At 41.1% G+C, this 19,894-nt stretch carries 15 protein-coding genes; 7 read left to right on the top strand and 8 right to left on the bottom strand.

Annotated features, from left to right (window positions below):
* Positions 1-59: 59 nt before the first annotated feature.
* From ACLD5M_RS04780 to ACLD5M_RS04770, 3 genes are all read right to left on the bottom strand, one after another.
* Positions 60-389, bottom strand: a complete 330-nt coding sequence (locus tag ACLD5M_RS04780) for a TM2 domain-containing protein (RefSeq protein ID WP_410314700.1) — start codon at positions 387-389, stop codon at positions 60-62.
* Between the two features lie 221 nt (positions 390-610).
* Positions 611-2,113, bottom strand: coding sequence for a 30S ribosomal protein S1 (gene rpsA, locus ACLD5M_RS04775; protein WP_004135961.1), 1,503 nt, complete (start codon positions 2,111-2,113; stop codon positions 611-613).
* Between the two features lie 138 nt (positions 2,114-2,251).
* On the bottom strand, positions 2,252-3,133 hold the full coding sequence (locus tag ACLD5M_RS04770) for a bifunctional methylenetetrahydrofolate dehydrogenase/methenyltetrahydrofolate cyclohydrolase (RefSeq protein WP_410314699.1): 882 nt from the start codon (positions 3,131-3,133) through the stop codon (positions 2,252-2,254).
* A gap of 122 nt (positions 3,134-3,255) precedes the next feature.
* On the opposite strand from ACLD5M_RS04770, the gene ACLD5M_RS04765 reads away from it, so the two are divergent.
* Positions 3,256-4,308 (top strand): metal ABC transporter solute-binding protein, Zn/Mn family, encoded by a 1,053-nt coding sequence (locus ACLD5M_RS04765; RefSeq protein WP_004135956.1) that lies wholly within the window; start codon positions 3,256-3,258, stop codon positions 4,306-4,308.
* Between the two features lie 156 nt (positions 4,309-4,464).
* Here the strand turns inward: ACLD5M_RS04765 and ACLD5M_RS04760 are convergent, their stop codons facing one another.
* Positions 4,465-5,061: a CarD family transcriptional regulator gene (locus tag ACLD5M_RS04760; RefSeq protein ID WP_410314698.1), complete on the bottom strand. Its 597-nt coding sequence runs from the start codon at positions 5,059-5,061 to the stop codon at positions 4,465-4,467.
* 135 nt (positions 5,062-5,196) lie between these two features.
* On the opposite strand from ACLD5M_RS04760, the gene glgB reads away from it, so the two are divergent.
* The 3 genes from glgB (at position 5,197) to ACLD5M_RS04745 (ending at position 9,441) form a co-directional block, all read left to right on the top strand.
* A complete protein-coding gene (glgB, locus tag ACLD5M_RS04755; RefSeq protein ID WP_004135952.1) occupies positions 5,197-7,470 on the top strand; it encodes a 1,4-alpha-glucan branching protein GlgB in 2,274 nt (757 codons plus the stop codon).
* A gap of 17 nt (positions 7,471-7,487) precedes the next feature.
* Complete coding sequence (locus ACLD5M_RS04750; RefSeq protein ID WP_004127943.1) at positions 7,488-8,240, top strand: response regulator transcription factor; 753 nt, start codon at positions 7,488-7,490, stop codon at positions 8,238-8,240.
* Between the two features lie 91 nt (positions 8,241-8,331).
* Positions 8,332-9,441, top strand: a complete 1,110-nt coding sequence (locus tag ACLD5M_RS04745) for a sensor histidine kinase (protein ID WP_004135950.1) — start codon at positions 8,332-8,334, stop codon at positions 9,439-9,441.
* Positions 9,442-9,455: 14 nt separating this feature from the next.
* Here ACLD5M_RS04745 and ACLD5M_RS04740 read toward each other — a convergent pair whose 3' ends face one another.
* Complete coding sequence (locus ACLD5M_RS04740; RefSeq protein WP_410314708.1) at positions 9,456-10,331, bottom strand: ComF family protein; 876 nt, start codon at positions 10,329-10,331, stop codon at positions 9,456-9,458.
* Positions 10,332-10,450: 119 nt separating this feature from the next.
* Complete coding sequence (locus tag ACLD5M_RS04735) at positions 10,451-11,272, bottom strand: HAD-IIB family hydrolase (RefSeq protein ID WP_116793935.1); 822 nt, start codon at positions 11,270-11,272, stop codon at positions 10,451-10,453.
* 120 nt (positions 11,273-11,392) lie between these two features.
* Here ACLD5M_RS04735 and ACLD5M_RS04730 point away from each other — a divergent pair, with 120 nt between their 5' ends.
* On the top strand, positions 11,393-11,821 hold the full coding sequence (locus tag ACLD5M_RS04730; protein ID WP_004128242.1) for a metallopeptidase family protein: 429 nt from the start codon (positions 11,393-11,395) through the stop codon (positions 11,819-11,821).
* A 7-nt stretch (positions 11,822-11,828) separates the two neighbouring features.
* Here ACLD5M_RS04730 and ACLD5M_RS04725 read toward each other — a convergent pair whose 3' ends face one another.
* Complete coding sequence (locus ACLD5M_RS04725; protein ID WP_410314697.1) at positions 11,829-13,403, bottom strand: DUF5719 family protein; 1,575 nt, start codon at positions 13,401-13,403, stop codon at positions 11,829-11,831.
* Positions 13,390-16,785 carry a glycosyltransferase family 2 protein gene (locus ACLD5M_RS04720; RefSeq protein WP_410314696.1) on the bottom strand — a complete coding sequence of 1,132 codons (3,396 nt, stop codon included), beginning with the start codon at positions 16,783-16,785 and terminating at the stop codon, positions 13,390-13,392. Before ACLD5M_RS04720 ends, ACLD5M_RS04725 begins: the two co-directional genes overlap by 14 nt.
* 198 nt (positions 16,786-16,983) lie before the next feature.
* Between ACLD5M_RS04720 and ACLD5M_RS04715 the strand changes: the two genes are divergently transcribed.
* Both ACLD5M_RS04715 and ACLD5M_RS04710 read left to right on the top strand, forming a co-directional pair.
* Positions 16,984-18,402, top strand: coding sequence for an LCP family protein (locus tag ACLD5M_RS04715; protein WP_004134662.1), 1,419 nt, complete (start codon positions 16,984-16,986; stop codon positions 18,400-18,402).
* A gap of 86 nt (positions 18,403-18,488) precedes the next feature.
* Entirely contained in the window at positions 18,489-19,862 is a 1,374-nt protein-coding gene (locus ACLD5M_RS04710) for an LCP family protein (protein WP_410314695.1), read from the top strand.
* Positions 19,863-19,894 lie beyond the last annotated feature (32 nt).

Raw genomic sequence — 19,894 nt, 5'->3', positions numbered from 1 at the left:
AAGATGCCCCGATGATTACTCACCAGGGCATCTTGTTTATTAACAATAATTATAAAACACTAATCCTTTAACTCAGCACCATCAGCATCTTGATGCCACTTAGTTCCAGGCTTTGAGCAAAGAATCAAAATACCCTCAACCAATGCCCATATTGCTGTAATGATCAACAGGAAACCAAAGGAAAGAACAGAAATAAGCAGCTGTGCAATCGCCCTTCCTTTAAAACCAAGATAAAAATTGTGAATACCTAATGTGCCTAAGAAAATCGCTAGCAAACCTGCAACAATTTTATTGCGAGAGCTTACTAAAGTTGCTTTAGCGCTCTCCTCACTATTCCCATCATACGAAGGGGACTGAGCATTTTTCTGATTGTTGTCAAACGTGCTCATAATCTTCACCAATCCTTTTAATAATTATGATTAATGCTTAAAAGCATCATATAATCATGATTCTTAAAAGAAAATTAATTGTACCTATATTTAATTACAAAACTTGAGTCACAAAAATACTCGCAAAACATACTCAAAATAGTAGTAAAACATAAACAAAATTGCCCCGATGATCACTCACCAGGGCAATTGTTAATAAGCTTCTAGTAGAAAGTAGAAAACTACTTCTTTTCGCTCAAAAGCTGTTCGCGCAAAGCTGCGAGCTGGTCGGAATCAGCTAAAGCACCTTCGTTAGAAGCCTCAGAAGAATAGTTGGAAGCAACTTCTTCCTTCTTCTCTTCCTTAGCTGGCTTCTTTTCAGCTTCTTCGCTCTGGCCGTCAGCGGCAGCAGATTCAGCTGCAGCTGCGAGTTCCTTAGCAGCGAATGCCTTGTGTTCTTCCCAAAGCTCGTGAGCTGCAGCATACTGAGCTTCCCACTCTTCGCGCTGCTGCTCGTAGCCAGCCATCCACTCATTAGTGTTTGGATCGAAGCCTTCTGGGTACTTGTAGTTACCCTCAGCATCGTACTCAGCTGGCATGCCGTAGAGAGCTGGATCGAAATCTTCAGAATTTGGATCGACAGCTTCAGTAGCTTGCTTCAAGGAGAGGGAGATACGACGACGATCAAGATCAACGTCGATAACCTTCACGAATACTTCTTCGTTAGCCTTAACAACAGTTTCTGGGTTCTCTACGTGACGGTTTGCAAGCTCAGAAATGTGAACCAAGCCCTCAATACCATCTTCAACGGAGATGAACACACCGAACTGAACGATCTTGGTGACCTTGCCCTTAACAACCTGTCCAGGAACATGGGTGCGAGCGAAGCGCTGCCATGGATCTTCCTGAGTTGCCTTAAGGGAAAGGGAAATACGTTCGCGATCGAGATCAACGTCGAGAACTTCAACGGTAACCTTATCGCCAACCTTAACAACCTCAGATGGGTGATCGATGTGCTTCCAAGAAAGCTCAGACACGTGAATGAGGCCGTCAACGCCGCCGAGGTCAACAAATGCGCCGAAGTTTACGATAGAAGACACAACGCCTTCGCGAATCTGACCCTTCTTAAGCTGCGAGAGGAAGGTCTCGCGAACTTCGGACTGGGTTTCCTCAAGGAACTGACGACGAGAAAGCACAACGTTGTTGCGGTTCTTATCGAGCTCGAGAATCTTAGCCTTAATCTTCTGGCCAATGTATGGGGAAAGATCGCGAACGCGACGCATTTCAACGAGGGAAGCTGGCAAGAAGCCACGCAAACCGATGTCTACAATCAAGCCGCCCTTAACAGCTTCAATAACGGTACCTTCAACGATGCCGTCTGCATCCTTAATCTTCTCGATGTCACCCCAAGCACGCTCATACTGTGCACGCTTCTTGGAGAGAATAAGACGTCCTTCCTTGTCTTCCTTAGTAACAACAAGGGCTTCAATGGTGTCGCCAACTTCAACGACATCATCTGGATCAACGTCTTTCTTGATGGAAAGTTCACGGGAAGGAATTACACCTTCAGTCTTGTAGCCGATATCCAACAATACTTCGTCGTGATCAATCTTTACGACGGTACCTTCAACTAAATCACCATCATCAAAATTCTTGATGGTTGAATCGACTGCCTTGATGAAGTCTTCTTCGGTGCCAATATCATTAATCGCAACCTTGGCGACTTCGTTATTATTCTCTGCCATTATTTATTAGTGGTTTCTTCTTGGGGTGGATATTACTCGATATTTAGTTATAGTTATGCGCGATACTACGCACACAAAGAGCTAGTTTATAGGCAGGCCTAGCCAAAATTGCCGTTTTAGTCCGGGAGTGTCGAAATATTAATTTTGAAGCTTTCTTTCAGCCATATCAACAACATTCGCAAGAAGCATAGCGCGTGTCATAGGGCCTACTCCACCAGGATTTGGAGAATATGCTCCAGCAATCTCACGGCAAGCAGCATCCACATCGCCTTTTATACGATATCTTCCCGCTTCCTCATCAAATATGCGAGATACGCCAACGTCAACTAGAACTGCACCAGGTTTAATATCTTCCGGCTTAACAAAACCAGCACAGCCCATTGCAGCAATAATAACGTCAGATTCACGCATAATTTCCTGCAAATTTTTAGTATGAGTGTGGCATAGCGTAACAGTTGCATCTACTCCCCTGCGTGTAAGAAGCAGACCAATCGTTCGACCAACTGTGATTCCTCGACCGAGAACACAAACGTTTTTACCAGAAAGATTAATTCCATACTCGTCTAACAAAGCTAAAATTCCACGAGGAGTACACGGCAAAGGCGTTGTAATATCTCCAAAAATATGCATCACAAGTTCGCCTAGATTATAAGGATGCATTCCATCACAATCTTTTTTAGGATTGATTGCGGAAATAATTTTTTTAGAATCAACGCCCTTAGGAAGAGGCAATTGCACAATAAAACCTGTACAAAGCGGATCATTGTTCAATTGCTCAACTGCTTTAAGAATGTCATCTTCACTAGCATCTTCTGGCAAATCACATCTGATTGAACGAATCCCAACTTCTTCGCAATCTTTGTGTTTTCCAGCAACATACTTTAATGATCCAGGATCATTCCCAACAAGTAGAGTACCCAATCCCGGTTCAATACCATTTTTACGCAATAGCGCAACGCGTGCAGACAAATCTTCCTTAATTTTGCCAGCAAGTGCTTTACCATCAAGAACAATAACCATAAATATGCCTCCCAACTCGCACAATTCGTAAGGATAGGCTATCGTGAGGTATAGAAGTGTATTAGTCGACAAGCAAAACTAATGTGCGCCGACGCACTATTATCAAAGAAGGAGCCACAGTGATGCGTACCATTATTTGCGCGGCAAAAAAATTTGGCAAAACCGTTTCAACATGTCTTATTGCATCTGCAGTACTTCTTGGATTTTCGGCTTGCGGTCAGCAGGTAGAAAAGCCAAAAGAAAAACCTAAAGCAGCAACACAAATAACTGTTGTATCTACTGTAGATACTTGGGGCAGCTTGGCTAAAGAAATCGGCGGTAAAGACGTTAAAGTCGAATCGATAATGGCTGGTGCAAATACTGATATTTCATCTTTTAAGCCTAAACCAAAAGACTTGGAAAATATGCAGGATGCACAAGTATTAATTACAAACGGCGCAGGATACGACGATTGGGCTTCTAAAGTGCATCCAAAAAAGGCTGAAACTATTAGTGCAGCCGCAACAGTTGGTGCATTAAATGGAGATAATCCGTACTTGTGGTTCTCTCACGATGCAAGAGAAGCTATGGCTTCATCAATGGCTGATACTTTCTCAAAGGTTCTTCCGGCTAAGAAGCATGATTTTGCTCAGCGACTATCTGAATGGCAAAATAGCGAAAAGAAATTAGCAAGTTCTATTAGTGATTTTGCTAAAAATCATAGTGATGCAAAATATGCTTCAACCTCTCCAATTCTGTTCTGGCTTATGGCAGACATGAACGTAAAGGATGCAGCTCCTAAGGAATATTCTGACGCTATAAGCAATAACACTGAACCACAACGTTCAAGTGTAGAAGAATTCCAAAAGCTCATTGAAGATCGTAAGATTGATGTTCTTATTAGTGATAGTCAGCAAGGCAATGATGTTCTTAATCTTCTAAATGGTATTGCTGGTAGAAGCTACACGTCGACAGTACGCGTAAGTGAGCTTATGCCTAAGTATGCAAATCAGCTAGATCAATGGATTTTGAAAATTTGCGATGATCTTCAAAACGCTATTAACGCAACAAAAGATATGCGTAAGAATATTGATGATCAAGATTCGCCAAAGAAACCTATTACTAAGAAGCCAACTATAGCCAAGAATACTGATCCTAAGAATTCAAATCAGGGTCAGCAAGATCCAGGCAAGTAAATAGTACAAAGCTTCGATAGCTATAATAAAAATCTCTTGCATCAGACGGTGCAAGAGATTTTTTATTGCTGAAATCTAATAATTAATTTAATTTGTAAAATAGTTACATTATTAAATTAACTAAATTAACTAAATTAACTAATTAAAAATTTAGACTTACTTCTTTTTTGCTTTTTTATTACGCTCTTCTAAAAGAAATAAAGTCTGAGATGCAGGCTCATCAGGCGCGCAAGTATGATGCTTATCATCACCTTCCTGAGGGTCTTTGTAGCCAAGATTTACATCAAGAAGACGCTCAGCTTCAAATTCATCAATCTTTTCAGACAAAGCAATTTCAGAAATTAGAATACTGCGAGCGCGTGAAAGCATACGCTTTTCGCCAGCAGAAAGACCATGCTCGTCTACATAGCGTTGAGATAAATCACGCACAACTTCAGCAATATTGTTCACATCGCCGGTGGCAATCTTCTCAACATTAAGCTTGTACCGCCTAGACCAATTCATTTCTTTTTCAATAATTGGAGTGCGCAAAATTTCAAAAACTTTTGCTACTTCTTGAGCCCCAACAATGTCACGTACGCCTACTTTTTTAACATTGTCTACTGGTACATTAATTTCCAAACCATCTGACGACAACACTACTAAGCGCAGATATTGACGAGTTACACCTTTTACAGTGCGCTCACTTATTTCTTCAACACGAGCTGCACCGTGACGAGGATAGACGACCATATCGCCGACTTGATATTCCAACAGAACCCTCCGTACGCACAGAAAAACTCATAACAGTTTCCCATAAGGGCAAGACTTGAAAAAACTTTCATAAATTTTTCACAATACTGCGAAACACACGCGACTTATAGCAATAAACCATGTATGATAGTCAACATGAGTACAGTTACTAACATCAATGAAGATGCAGTCGCAGTCCCAGTCCGTCAGGACGTATTAGCTGCGGTGAGCAATGCAGAGTATTACAATCCACATGAGGTTCTCGGCGGCCACCTTGGAACTGACAAGGGTGCTGACACTGTAACCGTCCGCGTTTTACGCCCAATGGCAAAGAAAGTAGTAATTCTCACCAAGAGCGGAGAATACGAAGCTAAGCATGAATATAATGGCATTTTTACCGCTGTCATTCCTGCAGTAAAGCATACGAAAAGTAAAACTTGGTCTGTGCCAAGCTACCGCATTCATACTGTAGAAATTGACGGCTCTGAATCAACAGACGATGACCCGTATCGCTATTTGCCTCAAGTTGGCGATCTTGATATGTACCTGTTCGGCGAAGGTCGTCATGAACGTCTTTGGGAAGCCTTAGGCGCGCATGTTAAGACTATTACCGACTCTTGGGGTCTAGTTTCTCCTGAGACAGGCAAGATGGTAAAGAAAGTAACCGGCACCGCTTTTTCCGTGTGGGCTCCAAATGCTCGCGCAGTTCGAGTTGTTGGAAACTTTAATTACTGGAATGGTCGACGTCACGCAATGCGCTCGCTCGGATCTTCCGGAATTTGGGAACTTTTCATTCCAGGTGTCACTGCTGGCGAAGTATACAAGTATGAGATTCTTACGCAGTCTGGCAACTGGATCATGAAAGCCGATCCAATGGAACGTTCTCACGAAGTTCCACCAAATACTGGATCCGTTGTTGTCGATTCTGAATTTAAGTGGCATGATACCGATTGGATGGATAAGCGCGCAAAAACTGACGCACACAATGGTCCAATAAGTATTTACGAAGTACAAGCTAACAGCTGGAATCGTGATTTAGGCAATTATCGCGAGCTTGCTGACCACTTGGTTGACTACGTGCAAAAAGAAGGCTTTACTCACGTTGAGTTTATGCCTCTTACACAGTACCCATTCTCTGGATCTTGGGGCTATCAGGTTACAGGCTACTATGCTGTAGATTCTCGACTCGGCTCCCCTGATGACTTTAAGTACCTTGTAGATAAGCTCCACAAAGCAGGAATTGGTGTCATTATGGATTGGGTTCCTGCCCACTTCCCTAAGGATGACTTCGCTCTTGGACGCTTCGATGGCACAGCACTTTACGAAGATCCTGATCCTATGCGCGGCGAACATCCTGATTGGGGTACTTATATCTTCAACTTTGGTCGCCACGAGGTTCGTAACTTCCTTGTTGCCAATGCTTGCTTCTGGTTGGATGAGTACCACGTTGACGCACTGCGCGTCGATGCAGTGTCTTCCATGCTTTACTTGGATTACAGCCGCGAAAATGGTCAGTGGAGACCAAATATTTACGGCGGACGAGAAAACCTTGAAGCTATTGATTTCATTAAGGAAGCAAACGCTACTGCTTACAAGAATAATCCTGGCATCATGATGATTGCTGAGGAATCTACCGCTTATCAGGGCGTAACAGCACCAACCGATATGGGCGGCTTAGGCTTCGGCTTGAAGTGGAACATGGGCTGGATGCATGACACTTTGCAATACCTTAAGGAAGAGCCAATTAACCGTCGTTGGCATCACAATGAGATTACATTCTCTATGGTTTACGCGTATTCTGAGCATTACGTGTTGCCATTAAGCCACGATGAAGTCGTATATGGCAAAGGTTCGTTGCTTGGAAAGATGCCAGGCGATGAATGGCAACAGTTCGCAGGCTTGCGTGCTTTGCTTGCATACCAGTGGTCTCACCCAGGCAAGAACTTGCTGTTTATGGGCGGAGAAATTGGACAGTCCAGCGAATGGAACTTCAATACTTCTCTTAACTGGAATGAATTGCAGTGGCCATTCCATCAAGGAGTGCAAAAGCTTGTTGCAGATTTGAACGCCTTGTACAAGAGCTCTAGAGCTTTCTGGAGTCAAGACTTTACGCCTGATGGTTTCCAGTGGCTTACAAGTGATGATTCAGACCACAACACATTAAGCTACATGCGTATTGGCGATGACGGCGAAGAAATTGTTGTAGTAGTAAACTTCTCAGGTCAAGCTTGGCAAGACTACCAGGTTGCGTTGCCAAAGGGTGGCCAGTGGGAAGAGATACTCACAACCGATGACGCAAAGTATTGCGGTTCTGATATTCACAATGGCACATTTACTGCAGCTGCTGAAGAGTATCATTCTCGCCCGTACTCAGCAAGAATTACCGTTCCAGCGTTAGGTGCGGTATTCTTAAAGCCAGTACAACACTGAAAGGTTTATTAAAAAATATGCTAAATGCTCCATCGGTTAGCAACACGCTTCGTACCATTCTTGTGGTTGAAGATGAGCCAGATCTTGCTACAGCAATTGCACAACGCATTACTGCTCAAGGCTGGAGAGCTAGAGTTGCTGCTGATGGAGCATCTGCTGTTAGAGCGGCAGAACAGCTTAAACCTGATCTTATAATCATGGATATTATGCTTCCAATAATGGATGGCATTGAGGCTACGCGTAGGATTATTGCAAAAAGACCCGTCCCTATTCTTATGCTTACTGCTAGAGATGCGGAAGCAGATAAAATAGTCGGATTAAGCGCTGGCGCTGATGATTATATGACTAAGCCTTTTTCTCCTCGCGAATTAATTGCTCGTTGCGCAGCATTGCTTCGCCGAGTAGAAAGAGCTGCTCAAATAGCAAAAACCATGGAGAATGAGCGAACTCTTAATTTTGGAGCGCTTGTTATTAAACCTCGTCAACGCCAAGTAATGCTAAACGATGAGGAAGTGCATTTTACTCCTACTGAATTCGATTTACTTGCGACTTTTGCAAGACATCCACATAATGTTTTTAAGCGCGAAGAGCTACTAGAACAAGTATGGGATTGGCCAGACGCTTCCGGCACAAGAACTGTTGATTCTCACATTAAGTCACTTCGCCATAAGATTGGTTCAGAGTGGATTCGCACAGTTCACGGTATAGGTTACGCTTTTGAACCACCTATGAATGATTATGAGCAGGTACTTCAATCACAAGCTTCATAAAAATTACCCTAATTTAACACCACTTTTTACATAATTATTATGTAATTTTATATATAAATCATTAGTGCAAATCTAAAACTAATTAACTATTATGAAAAAACTTTTATTTAAGAAAAATACTTCTAACAAAGAAAAATCTAACAATATATCGAATCAAAATAAGCAAGAACACCGTTACCCAAATCGCCCAGTTGGATTTTTTTCATCTCTAAAAATTGAACTTTCTGCGATTATTGTGTTCGCAACTGCTATTGCATTCGTAATGGCATGGTTTTTGCTAAAAACAGGATTAAACGGCTGGATTGCTATGCCATTAACATTGGTTGTTGCATTAGGAATCACTTACGTTTTTTCAAGAGGACTTACTGCCCCTCTCCGCCAAATGAAAGACGCTTCAGAAGCAATGGCAGACGGTGATTATTCCGTAAGAGTTGCTGTAGAAAATCGACGCGACGAAGTTGGTAAACTTACGCTTGCTTTTAACGAAATGGCAGAGGAACTTGAGCATGCTGATCAAATGAGACGCGAACTTATAGCAAACGTAAGCCATGAGTTGCGCACTCCAGTATCTGCTTTGCAAGCGATGCTTGAAAATCTTGCAGATGGGGTTGTTGAGCCTACTGAGTCTAATATGGAAGCTATTTTGAACCAAACACACAGATTAGCGGATCTTATTGCTTTTCTTCTTGACCTATCTAGGGTTGAAGCAGGGGCTGAAAGCCTTAATATTACGTCATTTAATTTTGCGGATTTTATTGATGAAATTATTGAGCCTCTTGAAATAGCTGACGCTGGTCATAATCATGAAATTAGCGTTCAGATCGAAAATGGTATTGAATTAACAGGAGACCAAGACCGTCTTTCACAATTGTTTACTAACGTTATTTCCAACGCGCTTAAACATTCAAACGACGGAACTCGTGTGTTAATCAGCGCTCATATTAATCATCTGCAGAATACTGTTGTAAGCAACGTAGTTAATTTTGGTAATCAAATTCCTGTAGAAGATCGAGCTGATATTTTCCGTAGATTTGTTAAGGGAAATAAAAGAATTGGTACTGAGTCTGGCGGAACTGGATTAGGTTTGTCAATTGCTCGTTGGGCAGCAGGACTACATAATGGCACTGTTAAGGTAGTAGACGACAAGCGCGGTCCTAATTTCGAAATAACACTTCCTCTAAACTACAATAAAGCGCAATAATTCAAAGAAATCAGCTATTTATAGTCTTCTGTGCCATCACCAGAGCTACTAACGCACGCTAAGGAAAATCCAGATATAACGCTTACTTTAGCTTTCTGCAATGCATAAACGCAGCTGCTCATTGTAGAACCCGTTGTAACAATATCGTCTATAATAATCGCCTCATGCTTTAAATTGCGATTATTTGATTGTTTTTTTAGCTTGCGATAATTAACACAAAAGGCATGCGAAGCTCTTTTAGACCTACCTCTAGATCCACTAGTTTGAACTGATTTTGAACTAATACTTGAATCCATGCGAACAATATTCGCAACCTCAGCTTCAATACCTTCGTTACACAATTTTTCAGCAACAATATTAGCAATTGGAATAATGTGACGACGTCCGCGACGCCTTGTAGACGAAGATGAAGACGGCATAGGAACTACCAATATTGGCCCATTACTATTAAAACTATTTTTTGAAGAGTTGTCTTTAATATTATTTCTAAAAACTTTTAATACAAGATTTGCAATAAGTAAGCCAAATATTTTGTCACATGCTGTATCTGCATGATCTTTCCACTGCAATATTGCGTGTCTAACAACACCCGAATAATCTCCGCAAGAATAACGATAACCAAAAGTCATGGAATTAAATTGAGCACGCTTGTTATGTTGAAAAGCGTCAACGCAATTTTCGCACAATACTAAATCAGGAGTATTACAACCAGCACAGCCTCTTGGAAGTATCATATTATACAAAATAATTATTAAATTTAGCCAGCCGATTGAAGAATACCCTTTTTCGTCAGCATTATTATTGCAAGATGTGCTATTGCAATATTTGCACAAAGATGCAGATGCGTGACATGCAACTCCCCTATTGCATGCCACGCTTTTAGCCTGCATCTTATTGTGGCTTATTTCATTGCGTCTCCCAGCCATAATGTAAGCATAAAATAGAATTATTTAACTATAAAAATAAAAAATGCCATTGTGGTTAAAAGCTATTTATTAAATATTTAAAGCTAAGCATTTAAGTAATTAAGAACTTTAGTGCAAAGAGTTAAAGTATCTTCAGGATTTTTAACGCGCACGGCTAAAGCTCCAGTAAAAGCGGTTGGATAATCGTTACCGCCTGGTTCCATATGATCTCCAATAAAAGTAATTTTTTTAATAGAAAAATCACAATATTTAGCTAATGTTAGTAACGCTTGAGCTTTATCATCGCCTCGCCTATACACGTCTACGCTAGTATCTCCTCCTTGACGAACCGCAAAATTTGGAAGCGATTGAGAAATTCTTTTAGCAAGCTGAGCTTTTAGTTTTCCTTCTGGATCCCACGCTTTCTTATATTCGACTGGAGCAAGCTGACCCAATGCAGAAAAAGTTATTTGACTACCACGATTTTCAATTTGCTCTCCCCAAAGCATTGAATCTCCAGAAGCCTTCAACAACCCCATGCTTTCAGCACACTCCCGTATTACAGAAATAACATGTTCCGCTTGATTTGGATCAATTTTATGCTCATAAACACATTTCAAAGACTGTTTATTGTCGATTCTGTAATAGCTAGTGCCATTAGTAGGCATAATATGAAGATTTTCGAGATTAGTTCCTTCAGTAAGCATGTCTAGTATTTGACTTTTAACTAAAGATAATCTTCCGCCTGTAATAATAGCAACAGGAATTAAATCAACAATTTTGCTAAAAGTTTCTGCCATTGGAGCAAGCATAGGTTTCTTAGAACAAGCCAATGTGTTATCTAAATCAAAACCAATAAGCGAAGATTGGGCAATACTTAAGCCAAGATTTAACTCATTGCAATCATGCACTATTGGCTTAAGCATTCAGATTACTCCTAACTTTTAAGACTATATAACAGTATTCCATATTGTGCTTATATTGCACACACCGTAAAAATCAAATTAATAATTAAGATTGCCCTAGCCTTCACCTACAGTGTAAGTATGACAGGTGTAATTTGGGAGGAACGTCGCTATAGAAACCGCCACGGGCGAGGCTTACGCGCACCAATATTTGGCACTAGGCTTCCACAATACCGTACTGCTAGCGCAATGTTTGATTCCATGGTAGCTGCACAAATTCGACGCCTTAATGGAGCTTGGAAGGCTCTTACAAAAGATGTTCAATTTGCTGTAGAAGATGTTCCACCATCTCAACCAATACTGTGGGAACATAATAGGCGCATTATGTCTCAAGCATTCCCTGCAAGTAGAGGAATGCAAGCTCGAATTGTATTGTATCGTCTTCCCCTATGCACTCATGTAACAAGCAGACTAGAGCTTCAATACGCTATTAGAGATGAGCTTGTGCAACGTTTAGCTGAATTATATGGGCGCAGGCCAGAAGAAATTGACCCTGATTGGGGAATATAATTATAGCTTATTGCACAATGTGATTGTCGCTATTAACATGCACCTGAGCTTGTTGCGGCTCCAATGATTGAGAAGCAAGCCAAGCAATACCAGCAACATTAGCTTTGTCTAAATCATCTTTACGAATTCTTGCAGACAGAGAAATATTTTTGCTTGATTTAACAGTAAACATTACGGCATTATGAGATATGTCTGATGCTGGAACAGTAACTACAGAATGTGCAGGAACGCTAACACGTTTCATTCCAGATGCGCCAACTGCTTGTAAGAATACTGAAGAATCAGAATCACTTGTTGAAGCAATATATAAAGTCGTTTCTTCCGCGCTTACAGGAGAAACAATTGCGCTAATTCCTTGAGAACGAGATGCGCTAATAAAAGCAATATCTGATTGGCCATCTTTACCATCTCGAGAAACAGACATCATTGCAGACGTTTTAACAGAGCCGGTAATACTTAAAGCATGAACTTTTTCTGGAACTTTTCCAAGATCAATAACTTGCAAATTATGAGATTTTACAGATAAATCTTTTACTGTTTGAGCTCCAGAATCATTCATCCAGGAAATAGTCACTTTACCGTCTTTATCTGGCCACACATATGCTTTTGCTTGTTCTGACTCATTAATTCCAGACAAAACAGTTTCGTAAGACATAGCGCTTAAAGCTCGAATAATATCAACACCTTTCACTGTCAGTCCGCTCATATGAACGACTTTTACAAAAGCAGCAATAGGTGTTTGCTCACTTTCTACTTGAACGTACAATCCAGAAGATTTAGGCGCTGCAGCAGAAAGATCAAAATACGCGTGAGAGTGAGCTGGAACAGTAAAAGCACTTCCAGTAGATAAATTAATAGGATTACTTCCACGCTTAGCAGACCAAGCTCGCACACGCACTACTGTTGGTTTTGAAGCAGGATTAAAAGCCTCTAAACGAATAGAAACACCTTCACCTGACTCTGGAACCAAGAAAGTCTGTTTCATGGTAGGAATAGAGCAAGTTGTTGCGGACAATCCGCGAACATCACCTTTAGTTGCCCAAGATGCCATTGATGCCGCTATTCCTGTGCCAGAAGCAATGTTAGATAAACGCCCTTCTAAAACTTGCGCATCGTGATTTACATCTCCATCATAAGTAAGAGATGAAGTTCCATCATTATTTAATTTTTTACTTAACAAAGTCGATTCGTCATTAGTATCACGAATATTGTGCACACTAGCACGATACACGTCACCAAAAGTCGAGTATCTAGCAGAAGATTGCAAGTCTCCTTCTGATTCGTTGTATTGGCTATCTCCGTATTGCGCCAAATCAGGTAGAGATAATCTAATAGGACATACAGATTGCAAGCGGCTAACACCAACACTGTGAGAAACACTACTAGTTGGAGCATTAGCATTATCTACAAAATTAGGCATAGTACAACACAATGCCACAACACAAGCAACTACTAGAAGAAATATTGCGCTAAATGTTGCAAGAGCAACAACGCCAATCATTTTATTATGCTGCTTAATTTCTGATTGTGCAGGCACTTCACCATGCTTTGAACTATCATGAGGATTTTTACGCCAACTCATCTAATTCCTCCTCATGCAAATCGTCAGAGCGCTCAATCATATTATGTCGTCCAAAACGAGGAACAGCTACCAAGCAGTATACTAGCAATACGATTGCAGTGGACACTACCCAAGGTATTCTCCAAGTTAATGGCCTAGAACGATAATATGGTGATGTTTCTGAAAGCGACTTAGAATCTGGCATGCCATCAAACCTGCAATAAGTTCCTTGAGGCATAGATACTACTAATTGCGTGCTTTCAGATGCGTTTACATGCGCAATAAGACTATCCGTAGCTTCTTTATTTACCTTGCTTGGCTGAGGCTTGGAAGAAGGCTGAAGCAACTGCTGTATTGACATTTTTGATTCTGAAATTACTTTATGATTACCAGAATCTCCAACAATATAAATACCGCCAATACCTAACTGCTTTAGCGTTTCAATTGCGCTATTATCTGCATGAGATAACAGTTGAGCCGCAGCACGAGATATTGCTTTGTTGCTTTGAGAATTACCAAAAATTACTTGTCGTACACGAAGAGCTGGAGATTGATCAATAGAATCTCCCTTAGAAGTGCGCATAACAGCAATAGATAGCTCATGATTATCTTGTGCACGCAAAGCAAGTATGCGATGAGTATCATCCTTACGCAAGTAATCAGTTACAACCATAGGTAGGCCATTACTACTTGCAGAGATTGATGTTGCAGGACCGCTTAATACCGTAAAAAGACCCAAAAGAACAGCCATAGCTAACATTCCACTTGCCAGAGCAGCACGAGCAATACGAATTACGTGACGTATAAAACGCTGTGCAGATCTACGCATTGCGGCGCGCCTATCCGTACGAGTCTTATATTTTTCAGTAGATTTATAATCTTTATTCTTAGAAGCACGCAAAGGCTCAAAACGTCTAACAGCTTGGCCAGCAACCATACACATGCATGCCAAAACGCCAATAGTAGATAATGCAACTCCTGGCAAAACACTTGCAGCAACAGGACCATTAATATCAGACGCAACAGCAATACGCTCAGCAACTAGAGCCAACGCCATTCCGCTAATAATCACAACCCACATCATTCTAGAAACACGCAAAGCAAACGGAAGAACCAAAGATGCCACAGCCATAAATACTGCAAGAACAGCAAAAATCAACATAATTATTGTTCTCAAGCTAAGCAATGGAGTGTTAATAGCAAAATGCGCAGAAGTCATATTGAAAGCTTGAAGAAGAACATCAACATAGCCTTGAGCGCGAGGAGCACCCTGTACGCTCCTTAACGGAACAGACATGCTAGAGAACAATTGACGCCACATGCCAGATTCTCCGTATCGAATAGCACTGCCTATTGTTGGAAGCAGTATCATAATCGACGGAATTGGCATAAGTAAAAACATAATCCTATGCGAGCGCACCATAATAAATGACGCAATGAAAATAACGACAAGAGGCAAAACAAGTTGAGGTTCTGCAGCAACAGGAATCATAAAGCTTAGTGCAGCAAATGCAGCGCATTGAACAGAAGGCACAGGGCGAACAGGATCTTCTGTTACGTACATTCCAACAGCATGGAAAGCAAACGCAAATGCTGCAGGCAAAAATACCATAGTCATTAGCATTGGCAAATCGCCGCGAGCAAATAAACCAAAGGCCATTGCAATCATAGTCCAGCAAATTCCAGCACAAACACGCACAGTGTCGGAACGCGTAAACACGCCTGCTAATGCCCAGAAGCTCAAACACATCGCTGGAGCAGCTAAGAAGAACATTAGTGTAATAGCAAGTAGCGGGTTTGCACCAACTAATACTGAAGAGAATAGCCAAATACTAAGCCACGGAGAAGGAGGAATAGCAGGACCAAAGCCATCATCAGGAACCCATGATCCAATTGCAGCATTCCATAATTGATTAAAATCAGCGCCTGTAGGAAGCCATTGCTGAGAATACCAGGATGCTCCACCTAGAATCTCACGCCAAGGAGAACCATATAAATGCAATATAACTGCAAAAAGCAAAAGCGACGCAAGAATGACGGCACTCCAACGTCTTAATACACGATCATGCAAATGACGTCTTGCTAAAGGACTTAATAACACACAATGCTGCTGCGCTTTGAACGCTGCACTACGATCTTTCCATCGTGCAACTTGACGCCGGTCTGCGATTAGTTGTGTAAGTTTTTTAAGAGGAACACGAGTGTTTCGAGCTACTCTCCTACGAGCAAACATGGCACGCGGGAACTGAATAAGAGCAAGCCATGGCAAAATAAGACGCACCCAAGCAGCATAAGGATGTTTAGCAAGCAAGGAGCGTAAAGCACCGACTAACGCCACCGGTAAGCTAAAAATCCACATAAATGGCCATAAAATCATACGGACATCAGTGTATTTGTAACGCTGCTTGGCAATAAGAGAAGGAGCTACACCATGTCTAAGTCCGGATTTTTCTTCCGTCCTAGCCTCGCCGCCGCGAGTACGCAAACCCTCTAAACGAGCTCGTCTGTGAGCAATACGAGCAGAAGGAACTACAACTACTCGCCCACCAGATAAAGATACTCGACGGCAAAAATCTCTAGATTCACCAAAAGTTGTCATCCATGGTTGCGTGCCACGCAAAGTCTGCCACGCTGCCAATGTAACTAAAGCTCCAGCTAAAGATACTGCGTATACATCTCCACGACCGTCATACTGTTCTTGATCCGGCTCACCGTCAACGGTAAGAGTGTGAACGCTGTGATGCCAAGCATACATTCCAACATTGTGAAGAATATTTCCTTGCCAATCAATCTGTTTTGCACCTAATACAGAAGCAGTAGGATTATTTCTCCAAGTTTCTCTTAACACTTCCAAACAGTGCGAATCAGCCGGGCGAGAATCGTCATGAAGAAGCCACAATGCAGAAATTCCTTTGCATGGCATAAGCTTACGCAATGATTTCTCAATAGCATCACCAAAAGAGTGGGCAGAGGAAACAGGAATAATAACTACTCGAACTGTTTTTAATTCTAAATCGTTATTATGTTGAATATTTGCCCTATATTTAGCGTCTCTATTATTGGCTTTGAATTTACTATTAGGATCAAGTAAATATCTATTAGATTTATTAGAACTTGGAAGCACATTTCCTGAAAGCACGTTTGAGTCAATTTGTACTTCCATTGTTGTTTGCATAACCTGCTTAACTCTACTAGCGCAATCAACAATAACAAGAGTTCCTGGAAGAACTGACTGATTTAATACAGCTTTTAAAGTATCTTCATAAAATCTTGTGTCACGCTCAACACACATCATCGCCATTATTGAAGAATCCACATCAGTAGTACGCGATGATTTTGCTGCAGAAAGAACTCGCAAAACTTCATCTTCAAATGTACATGTATGAGCGGTTAGTAAATCCATAGTTACCAGTTTACGCAAGGGGTAGGTATCCAGCAAAACACGCCATAAATATATAGACACAATATGCAGGTTAAATCTCAATGCTTTGTACTATAGTTAGACTCTATATGTGTTCTTTCATGTACAACTTTATTTCTGAGTGAACACAGCTAAAAATTACGTAATATAAAAGGCTTTATTATTGTGAAAGAAGGTACCATGGTGACTTCACGATACACTGAAGGCATGCGGTACCAGCGCAACTATGATTGGAATTGCGCAGTTCCACATCATAGTCTTGGCTACAAAGTTGTAAACCACGCTCGCACAATACTGTGCATGATTATTGTTTTTATACTTACTTTCTTCTCAACTATTCTTGCAGCTACATGGTTAGATTTTTCTTCAACTGTTAGCAATCGAGTTATAAACATCATTAGCGAAGATAGTCAAGCACACCAAGTTATTGACGCAAATGCTGGAAAGCCTGTAACATTCCTAGTTCTTGGCCAAGATTCACGAGATGGAAATAATCAAAGTTTTACGCACGATGGTGAAACAGGCGATCATCAATCTGACACAACAATGGTAGTTCAGATTAGTGCAGATAGATCCTATATGAATATTGTTTCCATTCCGCGCGATTCTATGGTAAACGCTCCTGCTTGCGATACTACTAATGGAAAAATTCCTGCACGCAAGCACGTAATGTTCAACTCTATTTTTGCTATTGGATACGCGCAGGGTGGAGATTTAGCTTCAGCAGCATCCTGCTCACTAAAAGCAGTAAATTCTTTAACTGGCCTAAATATTCATCACTTTATTGTTGCTGACTTTAGCGGATTAAGTAATATGATTGACGCTATTGGCGGTGTTTCATTGTGCATTCCAAGCGACACTCGTGACGCTTATACGGGAGTGAACTTTAAGCAGGGTATGCAGCATTTAAACGGCAGACTTGCTACACAATATGCTCGAATGAGGCACGATACTGCAAGCGACGGTTCGGATATTATGCGTACAACAAGGCAGCAGTATTTAATCAAGCAGCTTATGCATCAAGCTTTATCTAAGAATCTATTAACTCAAAGTGGCGAATTGTATCAGCTAGCTAAATCCGCTTTAGGTGCATTAAATATTAGCGAAGGATTAGCTAATCCAAGCACGCTTGTTGGGCTTGCTTTAAGTATGCGTAAATTAGATACTTCTCATATTTATGCTCGAACTACTCCTGTTGTTCCTGATCCTTACGACCCGAATAGAGTTGTGTGGTCTGACGAAGCAGATGATATTTGGGAAAAGATGCGAGAAAATAAGCCTTTGACACTAAAACAGCAGTATACAAAAAATGATAAAAAGCATACTAAGAATTCGTCAAAGGATTCTAATAGCAACGAAGATATAAGCGAAAACGATAAGTTAAATAACTCTCCTGAACATAAGAAGCCTTATGGAAAAATTAATCCAAAAACTGGATTAGTAAAGAACGAGCAAGGACAGCTTATAGATCCAAATACTGGAGGAATAGTAAATCCTGAAAATGGTACTATTCACGATGCTCAAACCGGACAGTATGTTGGCATTGCAGACAAGTATGTTAATAACGTTCTATGCGCTGTTCCTCGTGGAAATAAGTGATTTTTCAGAAAATAAATATTTCTGAAAGCACATGTTGGCTTCACAATATAGTTTTAATAAAATAGATTAAAGCATTTGGAGGATGCATGGATTCGCAACTGCACAGGGATTATCCGGAAAGCGGAGATAATCCGCCTAGCTTCACCCCTTCGCACAATAACGACTCATCGCATGCGAATATTCCACCAAGTTTTACGCCAAAACGAGGAAGAAAAGCAAAACAATCTCCAGATGCAACAATAGCTAGATCTAAGTCATCTGCACAATCTTTTGCACCATCGTTTAAACCAGAATCTGCCCCATCATTTGCACCATCTTTTACACCAGCAGGTTCTAGGAAGCGCGTAGCACAAGCTTCAACTAGGCGAGCAAACAGAACAACAGCATATGCACAATCTAAAAACGAAATTCGTCCGCAGAAAATAAGCCAATATTCATATCAACGTGCAAAATTTGAGTCCGCTCAAAACGTTAACGAAAATATTTCTGCAGCATCAACAGCCATAAAACACAGGCCACACATCTTTTTGAAAGTATTTATTTCACTTATTGCGATTATTGCAATATCTTGTGTCGGCTTAGGAGCATACTCATGGAATTGGGTTGATTCTCACATAAATCGCACTACTTGGCTTACCAACACTCCAAGCACTCAAGGAACTTCATGGCTTATACTTGGCTCGGATCAGCGAGAAGGCGAAGAAGCTAAAGAAATAACCGGTTTTAGAACCGACACTATTCTTGTATTAACTAAACCATCTAATGGAAACAGCTCACTAATTTCTATTCCTAGAGATTCATTAGTGTCTGTTAATGGAGAAAAAGTTAAGATAAATAGCGTTGCACAGTTTGCTGGAAATAAAGCGCTTACTTCGATTGTTGAAAAGATTACAGGACACCGTATTGACCATGTTGCAGAAGTACGTTTTGGAGGCTTAACTAATGTTGTTGACGCCATTGACGGCATTGACTTATGCTACAACAGAACTGTAAACGATAGATTTAGCGGATTAAATTGGACTGCTGGATGCCATCATGCTGATGGAAAAACAGCTCTTGCTTTTTCGCGTATGCGATACGCTGACCCTGAGTCTGATTTTGGTCGCGCCGCCCGCCAGCGCATGGTTATTGCCGCTATCATGAAAAAAGCTTTAGACAAAAAGACCATCACTAATTTTGGTAAGGTAAAAAAGCTCGCAGAAACTGGTCTTTCATCCGTTCTTTTTGACGAAAAATCAAACCCTGGTAGCCTATGGCAGATGGCTCAAGCTTTTAAAGAAGCCACAAGTGCAAAAGGCGTAACCGGCACAGTTTATTGGACTAATCCTGATTATCAAGTTCCAGGAGTCGGATCTTGCGTTCTGCTAGATGATGCTAAAAATCTTGAATTATTTAATCAGCTTGCAGAAGGCACGCATAAACCGGGAGCTGTTGGACCTCTTGCAGAATTACAGCAGTAAAATTTGCATAATTTAGTTACAAAGCTTTTAAC

The sequence above is a fragment of the Gardnerella sp. Marseille-Q9185 genome (assembly GCF_046508745.1).
GTDB lineage: Bacteria > Actinomycetota > Actinomycetes > Actinomycetales > Bifidobacteriaceae > Bifidobacterium > Bifidobacterium greenwoodii.
This window is presented reverse-complemented; position numbering and strand designations above follow the sequence as displayed.

Excerpts from the sequence above, each read along its gene's own strand:
- ACLD5M_RS04730 (WP_004128242.1), top strand. The coding sequence starts at position 11,393 with ATGACAGGTGTAATTTGGGAGGAACGTCGCTATAGAAACCGCCACGGG.
- ACLD5M_RS04725 (WP_410314697.1), bottom strand. The coding sequence starts at position 13,403 with ATGAGTTGGCGTAAAAATCCTCATGATAGTTCAAAGCATGGTGAAGTG.
- ACLD5M_RS04735 (WP_116793935.1), bottom strand. The coding sequence starts at position 11,272 with ATGCTTAAGCCAATAGTGCATGATTGCAATGAGTTAAATCTTGGCTTA.
- glgB (WP_004135952.1), top strand. The coding sequence starts at position 5,197 with ATGAGTACAGTTACTAACATCAATGAAGATGCAGTCGCAGTCCCAGTC.
- ACLD5M_RS04770 (WP_410314699.1), bottom strand. The coding sequence starts at position 3,133 with ATGGTTATTGTTCTTGATGGTAAAGCACTTGCTGGCAAAATTAAGGAA.
- ACLD5M_RS04720 (WP_410314696.1), bottom strand. The coding sequence starts at position 16,785 with ATGGATTTACTAACCGCTCATACATGTACATTTGAAGATGAAGTTTTG.
- ACLD5M_RS04745 (WP_004135950.1), top strand. The coding sequence starts at position 8,332 with ATGAAAAAACTTTTATTTAAGAAAAATACTTCTAACAAAGAAAAATCT.
- ACLD5M_RS04750 (WP_004127943.1), top strand. The coding sequence starts at position 7,488 with ATGCTAAATGCTCCATCGGTTAGCAACACGCTTCGTACCATTCTTGTG.
- ACLD5M_RS04710 (WP_410314695.1), top strand. The coding sequence starts at position 18,489 with ATGGATTCGCAACTGCACAGGGATTATCCGGAAAGCGGAGATAATCCG.
- ACLD5M_RS04740 (WP_410314708.1), bottom strand. The coding sequence starts at position 10,331 with ATGCAGGCTAAAAGCGTGGCATGCAATAGGGGAGTTGCATGTCACGCA.
- rpsA (WP_004135961.1), bottom strand. The coding sequence starts at position 2,113 with ATGGCAGAGAATAATAACGAAGTCGCCAAGGTTGCGATTAATGATATT.
- ACLD5M_RS04715 (WP_004134662.1), top strand. The coding sequence starts at position 16,984 with ATGGTGACTTCACGATACACTGAAGGCATGCGGTACCAGCGCAACTAT.
- ACLD5M_RS04780 (WP_410314700.1), bottom strand. The coding sequence starts at position 389 with ATGAGCACGTTTGACAACAATCAGAAAAATGCTCAGTCCCCTTCGTAT.
- ACLD5M_RS04765 (WP_004135956.1), top strand. The coding sequence starts at position 3,256 with ATGCGTACCATTATTTGCGCGGCAAAAAAATTTGGCAAAACCGTTTCA.